The sequence below is a fragment of the Candidatus Acidiferrales bacterium genome (assembly GCA_035515795.1).
GTDB lineage: Bacteria > Bacteroidota > Ignavibacteria > Kryptoniales > JAKASW01 > JAKASW01.
Genome location: DATJAY010000039.1, coordinates 1 through 15,072, shown reverse-complemented (window position 1 = coordinate 15,072; position 15,072 = coordinate 1). Strand labels below are relative to the sequence as shown.

Here is a 15,072-nt window from a genome sequence, read left to right as displayed (position 1 = left end):
CCGAGCTATCCGAGTATGTCATACGCGGTAGTTAGGAGCCTCTTGAACTATATCGACATCATGAGGATGACTCTCTGTGAGTCCGGCAGAAGTTATCCTCACAAACCTTCCATTTTTTTTCAACTCTTGAATGTTCTTGCACCCTACGTAGCCCATTGCCGCTCGCAGTCCCCCCACCATCTGATAAACCGTGTCGCTGAGTGGACCTCGATATGGAACCCGTCCTTCGATTCCTTCGGGAACAAGCTTTTTTATGTCGTCCTCAACATCCTGAAAATATCTATCGCTGCTCCCGGCCTTCATCGCTTGAAGCGAACCCATGCCGCGATAAGTTTTGTAAGCTCTCCCTTCGTACAGAACTTTCTCACCGGGGCTTTCTTCCACGCCTGCAAACAAATTTCCGATCATCACGGAGTCCGCACCGGCCGCGATTGCTTTCGCAATATCGCCCGTCTGTTTAATTCCACCATCGGCGATTATCGGTACGTCATATTTGGCAGCAGCGGCGGCGCATTCCATTACACCAGTTATTTGCGGAATCCCGATGCCTGCCACGACGCGGGTCGTGCAAATGCTGCCCGGTCCAATTCCCACTTTCACCGCATCGACACCTGCCTTAATCAATTCGACCGTGCCATCACGCGTCCCGACATTCCCGGCAACTAACTGCAATTGCGGAAATTTCTTTTTCAATTCCCTCACCATGTTTATGACACCGCGGGAGTGTCCATGAGCCGTATCGACAATGACGACGTCCGCCCCGGCTTTAGCTAAAGCTTCAACACGCTCCACCGTTTCCGATTTCACTCCGACGGCTGCTCCGACGCGCAGTCTGCCCCGTCCATCTTTACAGGCATTCGGGAAGCTCTTTTTCTTTTGAATGTCTTTGTAAGTTATCATGCCACGCAGCCTGCCTGACGAATCTACAACAGGAAGCTTTTCCACTTTATGCTTCTGGAGAATTTTCTCGGCATCCTCCAGTGTAGTGCCGACCCTCGCGGTAACAAGATGGTCTTTCGTCATGTACTCGCTGATTTTCCGGTCATGGTCATCGACGAATCGCAAATCTCTATTTGTAAGAATGCCGACGAGTCGCTCTCCATTCACGATAGGAATACCGGAAATATGATATTGATTCATCAAGGCAACGGCTTCACGGATTGGTCGATCGGGTTCCAGCTTGATCGGATCATCGATCATTCCGCTTTCCGAGCGCTTTACAAGAGAAACCTCCTTTGCCTGCTGCTCGATGGAAAAATTCTTGTGAATGATCCCGATGCCGCCTTCACGCGCAAGCGCAATGGCGAGTTCTCCTTCTGTGACGGTATCCATAGCAGCGCTGACAAGAGGAATATTAAGCCAGACTTTTTTCGTCAAGCGCGTCCGCACATCCGTTTCACGCGGCAGGACGGTGGAATAATTCGGAATTAAGAGGACATCGTCAAACGTCAATGCATCGCCGGTAATCTTTCTTCCAATTTTCATTTAGATTTTCTCCATCAAGTGAAGGCTTGATTTCCTGTAATATCATTTCCGATAATTAATGTATGAATATCGTGGGTACCTTCGTAAGTATAGACGCTCTCAAGGTTTGCCATGTGGCGCATGATCGGATATTCATCCAGGATCCCGTTTGCACCGAGAATGGTTCTTGCAACACGAGCGATCTCCAGCGCAAAATGGACATTGTTCCGCTTGGCCATGGAAATCTGTGAAGGCTTTGCTTTCCCCTGGTCTTTTAACCTTCCGAGCTGATAATTTAAAAGCTGAGCTTTGGTTATTTCCGTCAGCATGAATACCAGCTTCTCTTGAGTCATCTGAAATGCAGAGATAGGTTTGCCAAATTGAATTCTCGATTTCGCATAGTTCAAAGCCGTCTCGTAACACGCCGCTGCTGCACCGGTTGCTCCCCAAGCGATTCCGTAGCGAGCCTGATCGAGGCACATCAACGGGGATTTCAATCCGTCCGATTCCGGCAGAAGATTTTTGCCGGGTATTTCGCAATCTTGAAAAACGAGTTCACTTGTGATCGACGCCCGGAGAGAATGCTTACCTCTCATTTCAGGCGCAGAGAATCCCGCCGTGCCTTTCTCGACCAGAAAACCTCTAATCTTGCCGTCGAGTTTCGCCCACACGACGGCAACGTCGGAAATTGTCCCGTTCGTAATCCACATCTTTGCCCCGTTTAAGATATATCCGTCACCCTTTTTCTCTGCATGAGTAATCATAGCCCCCGGATCCGAGCCGTGATCGGGTTCCGACAAACCAAAGCAGCCGACCGCCTCCCCTTTTGCCAGCCGCGGCAGCCAATATTCCTTTTGCGCATCGGAGCCGAACGCAAAAATCGGGTACATGACAAGGCTGCTTTGCACGGACACAAAACTCCGGATGCTCGAATCGCAGTGTTCGAGTTCCTGCATGATTAGTCCATATGAGATATTGTTGAGTTCTGCGCAGCCGTACTTCGTGGGAAGAGTTGAGCCGAGGAATCCGAGTTCGCCCATCTTCTTGACGAGATGAACCGGAAATGTTCCTTCTCGATAATGCATTTCGATAATCGGAGTTATTTCCTGAGACACGAAGTCTCGCACGGCGTCTCTGATCAGCTTCTCTTCCGTGGATAGAAGATCTTCGGTTTTGAAATAGTCGACGCCGCCGAACATCACGATCTCAACATAGTGGGTAGGAGCATTTCGTTAATTACTAAAAATCCGCATTAAGCGGACTGAACTAGACAAAATATTAACCAAGAAATCAAAGAAAATCAAGGAGACGGCCGAGCGCCGCCTTCAAGATATTTTCGAACATGAAATTTGAAATTCAATTCCGAATTCTTTAGCTTCTAAATGCAAGAAGTTTGAATTTCGTTTCTGATTTAATGACGGAGGAGCACCATGACAGAAGAATTGAACGATGAGCTTCAAGAGATGTACGAAGACCCACGGCGGCGTGCGAAGGTGCTATCAAATGAGGTTCTCAGATTGCCGATAAAAGCATTGAAGCTTCAGGAAGCAATAGCTGTTCCCCCTTCGACTCCAGTTCAAAAAGTCGTTGAGGAGATGCAGAGACACAAGATAGGCTGCGTGCTTTTGGCAGAATCAAACAAACTCACGGGTATTTTTACCGAGAGGGATTTATTATATAAAGTGGCCGGCAAATTGAATGACCTCAAAAGCATCGCGGTCTCCGACTTTTCGACGGAGGATCCGGAAAGTCTGCAGATGGATGATTCGATCGGGCATGCGTTGAATCTGATGCACATCGACGGATACAGGCACATTCCTATTGTAAATGAGAGAAGTGAACCGATTGGAGTCATTTCAATTAAGGATGCAGTCGCATTCCTCTCTGAATATTTTCCGGAAGATGTCCTTAATATACCGACAAGACGTCTGCGAACCACGACCGAGCGCGAGGGCGCGTAAGAATTAAAGATTTGATATCGAAGACTCACGATGTGTGCCCGCGATACAGGATCGTAAATCATCGATTGTAGATCGCCGGCGATGTCATCTCAGTGACCTTCTGAACCTGTTCACACTCAACGAAAGAACGACGCTGCCGATGATGAGTAGTGCAATGGTTTGCGGGATAAGGTCACCGAAGCTATCTCCCTTCAAAAATATTCCGCGCACAATTTCAAGCGCGTATCTCATCGGGATTAAATAAGTCAGGTACTGAAAAAACTTCGGCATATTCTCTATGGGAAATATGAATCCGGAGAGTATCAGCATCGGAAACAATAATAAGAATTGAGCCGTCATCGTTGCTTGCTGCTGAGTTTTTGAGATTGAGGAGACAAATATTCCAAGACCAAGACCTACGATAACAAACAGAATACTCAACGAAAGCAGGGCAGGGAGGCTTCCTGTCAACGGTATCTTGAAAAAGAAAACAGCAACGATGAGAACCAGAGATACCTGGATAAACCCTGTCGCCGTGAACGGGATCATCTTCCCGAGAATAAATTCCAGATCGCTCAGCGGCGTAACAACTATCTGCTCGATCGTGCCGGCTTCTTTTTCCTTTACTATCGCCATGGCGCTGATAACAGTCATAACCAGCATCAATACCATTACAAGGACACCCGGCACCATGAAATACACGCTCTTCAAATCTTGATTATACCAGGATCTTGTCTGTGCACTCACCTGCGGCAGATCGTCGGGATTTTTTATAACATTGAGCTTTTCTGCACGTTGTACCAGTATGCTCCGCGCATAGCTCAAGGCAATGTTGCTTGCGTAGCTCAAACCTATTCCACCGGTGTTCGAATCCGATCCATCGGCAGCCACTGCAAGCTGCGGATTCCTTCCAGCTAATAAGTCGCGGCCAAAGTTAACAGGGACTATAAGAGCGATTCCCGCCCTGCCGCTCTGGAAGTAGCTGTCTATGTCGTTAATATCCTGTGTATTGCCGACCAGGTTGAAATATCCGGAACCGGAATAATGCTCGATTAACTCTCTGCTTTGTTTACTGTTATCCAGGTCGCAGACGACCATAGGTATATTCTTTATATCCAGCGAAGCAGCATATCCGAGAAGAACCAGCTGAAGGATCGGGGCCGCGAAAAGCATTCCGACCATTCTGCGGTCTCTTTTCATTTGAAGAAATTCTTTTCTTACAACGTGAAACACTCTTTTCATGTCAGATACCTTTCGTCGCCATACGTCTCGATGCAGTTATGAGCACGATGACAAGAATGAGAACCATAGGTAAGATCTGGTCCCAAATACTCAGGATACCCGCACCTTTCAGCAGTATCGCCCTCAACGAAGCGATGAAGTATCGCCCGGGAAAAATATAAGTTATGCATCGCAGCCAGAAGGGCATACTACTGATCGGGAAAATAAATCCCGACAGGATCATGTTCGGCAAAAATCCAAGTGCCCCGGCAGCCAAATAGGCTTGCGCCTGGTTTACCGTAACCGTCGATATAAGAATTCCTATTCCGAGACTAGCAATCAAGAATAGAATGGTCACGAATCCAAGCAGAAAAATACTCCCTCTTATCGGTATCCCGAAAAGGATGACACCGACTGTGATCACTGCGACCGTCGCCAATAAAGACAAAATAAAATATAGGAACGTTTTCCCGAGTATTACTTCCAACGATCTCACGGGCGCAAGAAGAATGTGTTCCATGGTGCCGCGTTCCTTTTCACGCACGATTGAAATTGCGGGGACCAGCATCGTCAGCACCATCAAGATAAAAGCCACGAGACCCGGCACGAGGTACTTCATACTTTGCAATTCCGGATTATAGTAGACTCTCGGCCGAAAATCTATCGCTCCCGGTGAAATTGAAAAGCCTTTTTGATTCATATAATTCACCGTCAAATCCTGGGAATAGTTCTGAACTATTCCATCGACGTAGCCCAAAATGATGGTAGCGTTGTTTGAATTTGTTCCATCGACCACAATTTGTATTTCCGTGCTCCGACCGAGCAAGATGTCTTTCGCATAGTCCCGGGGAATGACCATAACGGCCGCAGCCTTCCCGTCCTGGATGTATTTATCAATCGCAGGTTCTTCCGGCACATTTCCCGCGAAATCGAAATATTCCGTGCTGAAAAACTTCTGAGCCAATTCCCGACTTTCTTTCGAATGCGATTCATCAAGCAGGCCCAGCCTCACGTGCTTTACGTCGAAATTGAGTGCGTATCCATACAGCAGGAGCATCATCACAGGCGTAAAAATAATTGCTGCGAGGGTCAACCTGTCGCGTTTAAGCTGGCGGAACTCTTTTGTGTAAATTGTCAGTATATTTTCAAACATAAAATTGAATAATACACAACTCTATTTTATGCCGCTGCGTCTTTATCACTTCACCCCGGCTTTGTTCGCATTTATGAAAATGTCTTCAAGTGTCGGGGCGGCCTTCGCGATCGTGTATTTTTCGATCTGGTTTTTCTTCAAGAGTCGTTCGATGGCACCGATTGGATCGTTCCCCTCGGCGTAGACATGAACGCTCCCTCCGAAAACTGCTGCCTCCGAAATCCATGGCTCCGGTTCAAGCAAATTAAAAACCCGCAGCGCCTGCAGAGTTTCAATTTCAAACAAAGGTAAATTGGAAAACTGCTTCCTAATCGTTTCCGGCGATCCCTGCACTACGATTTTTCCGAGATGCATCATAATAATGCTTTCACAGAACTCCGCTTCTTCAAGATGATGAGTGGTAACGACAATAGTCGCTCCCTCTTGAGAGAGCCTGCCGATCAATTGCCAGAATTTGTCCCGAATTACCGGATCGACACCGCTTGTCGGTTCATCTAAAAAGACGACTTTCGGCTCGTGCAATACCGCACATCCCAGCGCAAGCCTCTGTCTCCATCCGAGCGGGAGATCCTTCGTCAAAATGTCTTCTCTCCCTTTCAAATCAGCGACCTCCACGACCCAATCCAGCCTTTTTTTCAGTTCGTTGTTGCGGAGTCCGTAGACGCCGCCGTAAAATTCTATATTCTCTCTTACCGTCAGATCATGGTACAGCGAAAATCTCTGCGACATATAGCCGATGCTTTGCCGGACCTGCTCGGGATGGTGCGCTACGTCATAACCCGCAACCATGGCTTCACCGGACGTCGGTTTAGTAAGTCCACACAGCATCTTTATGGTCGTAGTCTTTCCGGCTCCGTTCGCGCCAATGAAGCCGACGATTTTCCCTTCTTCGACCTCGAACGAAATCGCATCCACCGCGGTAAAGCTTCCGAATGTTTTCGTAAGATTCGTAGATTTTATCGCTAATGACATTTCTAGTTCAGCCTCAGAAGATTTTGGCTTATAATTGACCGATTGCTTTTTCCAAGCTCACCCGCGCGATTTCCAAACCGGTGAGTGCTTGAGTGTAATTCAACTTCGCCTGCAGCAACGCAATCTCCGCATCCATCAAATCGGTATTCGTTACCAGACCGACTTTGAATTTCTGGTCGGATATCCTATAACTCTCTTCCGCATCATTTACCGCGGTTTGTGCCACAGCGATTTTATCCTTCGCCTGTTTGAAGTTGAGATAGCTTTGAGTTACATCGAGATATACCGCATCGGCGGCCTGCTTCTGCGCCCATTCTGCCTGCTCTCTCTGAGCTCTGGCCTCATCGACTTTTGATTCAGTCTGTCCCCAATTCCAGATAGGGAGGCTGACTTGAACACTGGCATCCCAAGTATCCTTGAACGCGTCTATCGGCGGCTGAATCCTCTGATTCGGACGCTGATAATAATAATCGCCGACCAATGCTATTTGTGGAAGATATCCTCCCCAGGCGGCCGCAACGGCAGCGTCGGCTGCTTCTTCCTTCAACTTCAGAGATTGAAGCTCATTTCGGTTTTCTAGAGCCGCCTGCAGAAGTGCACTTATATCCTGCATGGTCGTGTCGCCTGTCTGAGGAACGGATGTGATTTTGTACTCGGTGTTCAACGGCACTCCGAGGACGTTGTTCAATGCCACCGCTGCCAATCTCAGGTTGTTCTGTGCATCAAGTAGCATCAACTGGGCGTTCGAAACCTGCACCTTCGCGCTCAGCACATCGCTCTGAGTCAGCATCCCCTGGTTCAACATGTCCTGTGCCTGTTGATAATGCAAATTTGTCCTGTCCAAATTTTCTTGCATGAACTGCTGTGCTTCGAAAGCCTGAAAAAGATTCCAGTATGCTGTCGCGATCTGTACTCTCAAATTCGACTTATCTGCTTTTGAGTCGAAGGCTGTCGCCTCGGCGGTTCTCTCGGCGGCCTTCGCAGAGTTCTCAAGCTGGAGTCCCGTGAAAAGAGGCTGCTGAAGCTGCAGTTGTAAGTTGTAATAATTATAAACGTTTGAGTAAAGAGGGTATGATACGTTCGAGTTCGGAAAAGGAACCGGATTAGGGCCGAGAACTCCAGCAGGTATTGTGCCAAAAGCCCCTTGAGGTATTGTAAGATCGAATGGCTGGATAGTGGACAGTCTAGTGTATCCACCTTTGAAAGACAGATTGGCCCAGCGATTTGCATTGACCTCACTGGATTTCTCCTGGGCATAATCAACATTGAGCTCGGATATCTTGAGGGACTTGGAATTTTCCAATCCAATTTGAATTGCGTCCTGCAAAGTCAGCGGTTCCTGGGCGTACGCGGCTGATGGCTGATAGCCGATGGACAATATCAAACAACCGACAATTATCAAAAATATTTTTTCCACTTTTATTTCCTCCGTTTCTTCAGTATTCAGTTTTCGGTACATGGCGTTCAGTTAACGAATGGCCACTGAAAACTATTCTTTTATCATACTAGTAAAAATATCGTCGAGCGATGCGCCGATTTGTTTCATCTCCGCGTTCGGATCGACTACTTTCCGCACTTCATCTAAGACAGATCCTATGTTACTTTCCGAAGAATGATCCGCTACAAAATCTATCCTGTCGCCAAGTATTGTGACGTTATCGACAAAACCAAATTTTGAAACCACGTCGTATGCCTTGCTTAAATTTTCCGAATGTATTTCAAAGACCATCAGCGATGTTTCCGAAGTCAATGCCGTCACGGTATCATATCTCAGAAGTCTGCCCTGGTTAAACAACGCAACCCTGTTGCAGCGCTCCGCTTCGTTGAGATACGGCGTGGAGATCAATATCGTCATTGAATCTTTCAAGAACGCCGCAAGTATCAACCAGAGCTCCCTTCGCGATACGGGGTCGACCCCGGTCGTCGGTTCATCCAAAATTAGAATCTTCGGCTGATGAATAACCGCGCAACAAACTCCGAGTTTCTGCCGCATTCCGCCGGAAAGCTGATCGGCCAAACGGACTTTAAAGTTGTTCAGACGAGCAAACTCGAGAAGTTTTTCTCCCCGCTCCTGCCAATCTTTGACATGGTGGATTTTTCCAAAGAACTCGATATTCTCCCATACAGTCAAATCGCCGTAAGCCTGACTCACCTGCGACAGATAGCCGATTTCTTCTTTCAACTCCTGGCGATTTTCTTTAAAAGTTTTGTCGTCGATCACCATGCTTCCGTTGCTCGGCGTCAAAGCCCCTGCAAGCATCCGCATGAACGTCGTTTTGCCTGCGCCGTCGGGCCCGATAATTCCGACAAGTTCTCCGCGATTTATCGCCAGCGAGGCATTGTCAACTGCGACGAGGTCTCCATATTTTTTCGTGAGATTTTGTATCTGAATAAACATTTTTAGCTACCGGTGATCAGTCGATGAGTTCTGTCCGATACGGGTCGTTATTTCGTATAAATAGCTGCATCGGCAGGTAAACCCGCCTTCAAATAATTTTCAGGATTCGCTATTCCGATCTTTACAGCAAAAACCAATTTGATCCGATCTTCTTTCGTCTCCACGTTCTTCGGAGTAAACTCTGCAGTCGGGGAAATATAAATCACTTTTCCATCGAAGGGATGATTCGGCAGACCGTCCAGAAGCACTTTCGCATCGTCGCCAAGTCTAACTCTTGCGAGGTCAACTTCGCTTACGTAAACGGTCATCTTCATCGTCTGCAAATCCGATATGGTATAGATCGGTGTCCCGATGTTCGCATAGTCTCCAATCTCGACAAGTTTCTCCAGAACTGTGCCATCGTAAGGCGACGTAACATACGAGCGCTGAAATGAAATTTGAGCACTGTTAAGCATGGCCTGCGCCTGCTGAACTTGAGCTGCAGCGGAACGAATTTCTTCAGGCCTGGCGAAATGCTGCACCTTTTCAAGATTTTGCTGAGCGGATGTCATCTGTGCGGAGGCCACATCATATTGCGTTTGAGCCGCATCCATCTGTGATTGCGAGACGCTGTGATCCCTGAAAAGTTTCTGCGTCCTGTCGAGCGCGAGTTTTGCCAGATTGAAATTTGCTTCGGCCTGTTTCACCGACTCTTCGGCTACTCGCAAGTCCTCGCTTCGTGCACCTTTCACCAGTAAATCATACTGCTGCCTTGCCATTTCATAAGCAGCCTGCGCCTGATTGACTTGCTGTTGAAATGTGCGATGGTCGATCTCAGCGAGCGTGTCCCCCTTTTTCATGATTGCGCCTTCTTCATAATTCATTTTGAGAATTCGACCCGGCACTTGAGCAGCAATTGAGCTTTCGGTAGCTTCAATGGTTCCCGTCGCGTCGACCCGGTTCTTACTTGAATTGGAGCCACAACCAATGAATGAAGCCGTAACGGCACACGCTACCATGGCGACCATCATATCAACAACTTCATGCTTCCCACGCTCTAAACTCTGCCAATTTACACGGTTCATTTTCTGACCAAAACTCCTTCCATAAAAATCTTCATCAATTGTTTTGGAATTACTTCTTCAGTGACCGGATGCTTTTGAAGAAAATCCGAGTTGAAAACTTCTTTGGCGGCTCCTAAGTAAGCAACGGTAAATAGGTCGACATTCAAGTCTTTCCTGACAGTGCCTTCTCTTTGACCTTCCCTCAATATCTTAGGGACGACTTCAGTGATAAAATATTTTAAAATCGTCTGGATTTTCCTGGCGACCGACGGCACGGTGTGTACGACGCCGGAAATCAACCTTTGCCAATCCGGATCGACGATCCTGGGAAACATTTCAGCGACCTGTTTGATTCGCTCGTCGACGGAACCATCCGCGGAAAGAAGCGACTTAAGGGCTTCCTGGCCGCGTTTGATTCGCTGTTCAACTATCTCCTCAAGGATTGCCTCTTTGCTTTCAAAATGCTTATAGACAGTCTTCTTGCTTATTCCGAGCTCGGCAGCGATTTCGTCCATCGTGACTTTTCTAAAGCCATGCTGACTGAACTTGCGGTAAGCCAAGTCGACTATCTCTTGTTTTATTTCGCTCTCGTCCGTAACCATGGAAACTAATTTAGTGTATTGAGTTTCCAATGTCAAGGATGAAATTCGGAGATCATTGACCACCTATCACAGATTATTCGGATGGCTTGCCCTCAGCTATTTCCACGTCGCCAATGCGAGAGAATTGAGGTGAGTAAGGAGTCTTACCTTAGCGGAACATCTGAAGAAAACTCTTTGCTATTATCTCCAGATCCAGCCAGAACGATTGGTTCTTCGCGTAGTAGACATAGAGCTTCTCGACCTCTTCATCTGAAAGGAATTGCCCGCGGTTTAACTGAACTACGCCTGTTATACCAACCTTTCCGAAAATCTTTTCGTTTCCCTGTGGATAATATTCCGAACACCCCACGACGGACAGTTCTCCCTTTATTACACCGGGAAGTTTTTCAAACACTCTCCGTATCGAGTTCGACCGCTTGACTAATGCGACCGGACATAACAAGATCATGCCTGCGACAGCGAACAAAACGTCAAATACTCTCTTAAGAACTTTATTCCTTGTCCGGTTGATATTGTAGTCAATATCGAGAAGCGGGACATCCGCTAAACCGTCAACATAAGTCTTTCCGACAATGACATCTATGGTATCCGGAACAAGTTTCAAACTCACGCCGGACTTATTCACATTTGATATTGTCTGGAGCATTTGTGAGTAAGATATTTTTCCCGATGCAAAGATCACTTCATCTATCTTTCTTTCCCAAATAATCTGCGGCAACTCGGACAAAGCTCCTACGATTCTGATTCCTAAGATTCGTGTCTCCAGCAGCGGCAGTTCCGATACGATGCCCACTATTTCATAACCCATCGATATCTTGGCGCGGATTTTCCTTATCAGTTCCACGGCGCGTTCGTCTGTGCCGACAACAAGAGTTCTCCTCCCGAATACCGGGTGCCTTTTCGGACCCACTGAAGTCTTCAGTTGATAGAGCAGGCGCCAACCGGGTATGATTACCGCCATGATGAAACATGCAACCAGGACTATCAATCTTGAGAAAGCAAATTCCTTGAAGAAATATGTCAGCGACGAAAACAGCAGGAAAGTCAGGAGCGTGCTCAGGAAAGAAAGCCTGACGGAAAACTTATTTTCTCCGTAGATTCCAAATCCCGCGCCGAATAAAATGAAGGCGACTGCGGGGCCAAAATAAACAAACGGGCGGCCGTATCCCGGTATCTCAAAGATGCGGTGTGCCTTAAAAAATTCCCCGACAAAAACGGCAACTACACCGGTGCAGAAATCAGCCAGCATGGGAGATATTTTCACAACAAAATTCATGAACGTCCGAGTTTGTCGGTTAATAATAATCGCACCATTCAACAGCCGCGAAAGTAACGTTCCAGTACCATATCGTTTTTCGACAAATACATTCATCGCCCGGTAAAACTCGTAAGTCTGATTAATGCTGCTGCGTCTCGTGCTTTCGCCTTTGAAATGTATCGCCGTCGTTTGGGGGGTATAGTAGACTTTATACCCTGCTTGCTTGATTTTGTAACAGAGATCGATGTCTTCACCGTACATGAAATAGGCCTCGTCGAATCCCCCTACCTCCAGGAAAACCCGTCTTGGAATGAACATGAAGCTTCCACCGATCGCGTCCACCTCGTGAACCTTTTCGGGATCCAAATACGTGAGATTATATTTTCCGAAAGTCTTTGTGCGAGGAAAAAGGATGCTCAGGCCGGAAATTCTTGTGAATGCAACCCATGGTGTCGGAAATCCTCTCCTGCATGATTTCTGTAAAGTGCCGTCGGCGTTCAATACCTTGCAGCTCGCCGCGCCGGCTTCCGGATGTGCAGCCATGAAATCAATCATTTCTTTCACTGTGTCTTCCTGAACTACAGCGTCCGGATTTATTATCAAAAGATATTCCCCCTTGGCGATTTTAGCGCCCTGATTATTCGCCTTACCGAATCCGACGTTGGTCCGATTTTCTATTATCTTCGCCTCGGGAAAATCTCTTTTCACAAACTCGACCGTGTCATCATCAGAAGAGTTGTCAACCACTATAATCTCCGAATCCAAGCCGACAAGTGAGTGCCGCAAAGATGCGAGTAAGTTTTCGAGAAATTCTCTGACATTATAACTTACAATTATTACCGAGACCTTGGTCATCGACTCTTGCGCCGCTTCAAAAATTTCAGAACTCTTCCCAGACCGAGTATCAAAACAATCTTCATCGCTTCGAAGACTATCTTCTTGGACATCTTGCTTGTGCCTTCACGTCTCTCGGTGAAGACAATCGGTATTTCCATAATTTTGAAGCCTTCCCTATAAGCCCGGACATTCATCTCTACCTGGAATGCATAGCCATTTGAACGAATAGAACCTAAATTCACCGACTTAAGGACATCAATCTTGAAGGCTTTGAAACCGGCAGTCATGTCGTGGACCGGCACTCCCGTCACGACGCGCGCAAAAATATTGCCGCCGTAACTCAACAGGAGTCGTTTCATTGGCCAATTAAGCACGGAGGCTCCGAATGCGTAGCGAGAACCGACGACAACATCTGCGTGATTCATCAATGCTTCATGGAACCTGGGGATATCAGCGGGATCATGGGAAAGATCGGCATCCATCTCCATGACATAGTCATAGCCATTTATGATAGCATAACGGAAGCCGGCAACGTAAGCGGTTCCCAATCCGGATTTACTCGTACGACTCAAAAGATACACTCGGCTATCCCGCTTTGAAATGTCTTCGACTATCCTTGAAGTTCCATCCGGTGAATTGTCATCGATCACCAGGATTGAAACCTCAGGGCTCGAATCCAAAGTTTGAGCGATAACCCTGTCAATATTCTCCGCTTCGTTATAGGTCGGAATAATTACAAGTGTCTTACCTGGAGATTTTATCTGCATGCTGGTTAATGATTCTATACAATATTAAAGTTTAAGTGACATAGTTCAAAATTTATCTCTCGTTATGCGTGCCCCTTTCCTGAAATCATGTGAAAGATTGTGTTAATGGCGATTTTAAAATCCATCCTGAGGGACATGTTTTCAATATAAAACAGGTCAAATTGCAGTTTGATTTTCACATCATCAACACTCTGGTCGTACGAATGTTTTATCTGTGCCCATCCAGTTATGCCGGGCCTTACTTTCAATCTTCGCCTGTACAACGGGATCTGTGCAGAAAGCTGGTCCACAAAAAATGGCCTCTCTGGCCGCGGACCAACCAAACTCATGTTCCCTTTCAGGACATTAAAGAATTGAGGAATCTCATCGATATGAGCTCTTCTGAGAATTCTTCCGACATGTGTTATCCTAGGATCATTTCTGTCGGCCCAAGTAGGACCGGTATGCTTCTCAGCATTTTCATACATTGAGCGAAACTTATAGAGCGTAAAGCTGCGACCTTCCTGACCTACTCTATCCTGCTTATATATAACCGTCCCTTTGGATTCCAATCGTATTGCCAACGCTACCAAAACCCAAAGCGGAGATCCGAGTGCCAAAACGAGAAACGAGAAAAGGACATCTATCGTTCTCTTAGTGGCTTCTTCCCATGGCTGCATGAGCTGAGGCATGATTTCAATAAACGGGAACCCATACAACTGACCGACTTTCACTTGGCCAGAGACCGCATCGTGCAAGTCAGGAACTATTTTGATCGAGATATTCTCACCGTTTACCTCGGACATTATTCTGTAGAGCTGTTCCCTCTCGCTTTCTTCGAGAGCAACGATGACCTCCTGAATATTTGAATTACGGATTGCGATCGTCAGATTATCCAGGGTGCTAATGATAGGAGCCGGGAGACCATCAGGCACGAATTCACCTGTGGAAACAAATCCAACCGGCTTATAACCGAGCGCCTTATATCTCATGGACAAATTGTAAACATCTAAAGCTCTTCTGCCGGCCCCGACTATCAGTGCATTATGGAGACCGTATCCTCTAATTATTAGATTGCGCTGAAAAGTCCTCAGCAGTACTCGTCCGATGCCGGCGCAAAACACAACCAACGTCCAGTAGGCAACCACCATAAGTCGAAAGTGAGCAACCTGACCGGTCGTGATGTCATCAAAGAAAATTGCAAAGAAAAGAAGAAGGACTGCAAATGAAGATGCCTTCACAACCGTCAAGAACTCATCCAGCCGGGAGTGCAATCGAGAATACCTATAAAGTCCCCAGAACCAAAATACAAACATTGTAAGAAGCGAAAGCGTTATTATCGGGCCCCAAAAATCCGGAATCGTAATCACACGGAAGATACCGCTGCGAACACGGATATAGTAATAAAAGCCATTGGCGATGGTTAAAGTAAGGAAGT

General features: G+C 46.9%; 13 protein-coding genes. 1 reads left to right on the top strand and 12 read right to left on the bottom strand.

What is annotated here, in order from left to right; translation table 11 throughout:
- Positions 1-18 precede the first annotated feature (18 nt).
- Together guaB and VLX91_16005 are read right to left on the bottom strand one after the other, a co-directional pair.
- On the bottom strand, positions 19-1,485 hold the full coding sequence (gene guaB / locus VLX91_16010; GenBank protein ID HUI31714.1) for an IMP dehydrogenase: 1,467 nt from the start codon (positions 1,483-1,485) through the stop codon (positions 19-21).
- 14 nt (positions 1,486-1,499) lie between these two features.
- Positions 1,500-2,663: an acyl-CoA dehydrogenase family protein gene (locus VLX91_16005; protein HUI31713.1), complete on the bottom strand. Its 1,164-nt coding sequence runs from the start codon at positions 2,661-2,663 to the stop codon at positions 1,500-1,502.
- A gap of 231 nt (positions 2,664-2,894) precedes the next feature.
- Between VLX91_16005 and VLX91_16000 the strand changes: the two genes are divergently transcribed.
- Positions 2,895-3,425, top strand: a complete 531-nt coding sequence (locus VLX91_16000; protein ID HUI31712.1) for a CBS domain-containing protein — start codon at positions 2,895-2,897, stop codon at positions 3,423-3,425.
- Between the two features lie 84 nt (positions 3,426-3,509).
- Here VLX91_16000 and VLX91_15995 read toward each other — a convergent pair whose 3' ends face one another.
- The 10 genes from VLX91_15995 to VLX91_15950 all read right to left on the bottom strand — a co-directional run.
- Positions 3,510-4,646, bottom strand: a complete 1,137-nt coding sequence (locus VLX91_15995; GenBank protein ID HUI31711.1) for an ABC transporter permease — start codon at positions 4,644-4,646, stop codon at positions 3,510-3,512.
- Between the two features lies 1 nt (position 4,647).
- Positions 4,648-5,778, bottom strand: coding sequence for an ABC transporter permease (locus tag VLX91_15990; GenBank protein ID HUI31710.1), 1,131 nt, complete (start codon positions 5,776-5,778; stop codon positions 4,648-4,650).
- A gap of 45 nt (positions 5,779-5,823) precedes the next feature.
- Positions 5,824-6,750, bottom strand: a complete 927-nt coding sequence (locus tag VLX91_15985) for an ABC transporter ATP-binding protein (protein HUI31709.1) — start codon at positions 6,748-6,750, stop codon at positions 5,824-5,826.
- A gap of 28 nt (positions 6,751-6,778) precedes the next feature.
- On the bottom strand, positions 6,779-8,167 hold the full coding sequence (locus VLX91_15980; GenBank protein HUI31708.1) for a TolC family protein: 1,389 nt from the start codon (positions 8,165-8,167) through the stop codon (positions 6,779-6,781).
- Positions 8,168-8,239: 72 nt separating this feature from the next.
- Entirely contained in the window at positions 8,240-9,148 is a 909-nt protein-coding gene (locus VLX91_15975; GenBank protein ID HUI31707.1) for an ABC transporter ATP-binding protein, read from the bottom strand.
- 47 nt (positions 9,149-9,195) lie between these two features.
- Entirely contained in the window at positions 9,196-10,212 is a 1,017-nt protein-coding gene (locus VLX91_15970) for an efflux RND transporter periplasmic adaptor subunit (protein ID HUI31706.1), read from the bottom strand.
- Positions 10,209-10,823: a TetR/AcrR family transcriptional regulator gene (locus tag VLX91_15965; GenBank protein HUI31705.1), complete on the bottom strand. Its 615-nt coding sequence runs from the start codon at positions 10,821-10,823 to the stop codon at positions 10,209-10,211. Before VLX91_15965 ends, VLX91_15970 begins: the two co-directional genes overlap by 4 nt.
- A 118-nt stretch (positions 10,824-10,941) precedes the next feature.
- Positions 10,942-12,906, bottom strand: coding sequence for a glycosyltransferase (locus tag VLX91_15960; protein ID HUI31704.1), 1,965 nt, complete (start codon positions 12,904-12,906; stop codon positions 10,942-10,944).
- Entirely contained in the window at positions 12,903-13,655 is a 753-nt protein-coding gene (locus VLX91_15955; protein ID HUI31703.1) for a polyprenol monophosphomannose synthase, read from the bottom strand. Before VLX91_15955 ends, VLX91_15960 begins: the two co-directional genes overlap by 4 nt.
- Positions 13,656-13,717: 62 nt before the next feature.
- Positions 13,718-15,072, bottom strand: a 1,355-nt coding sequence (locus VLX91_15950; protein ID HUI31702.1) for a sugar transferase, incomplete at its 5' end; no start/stop codon positions are given.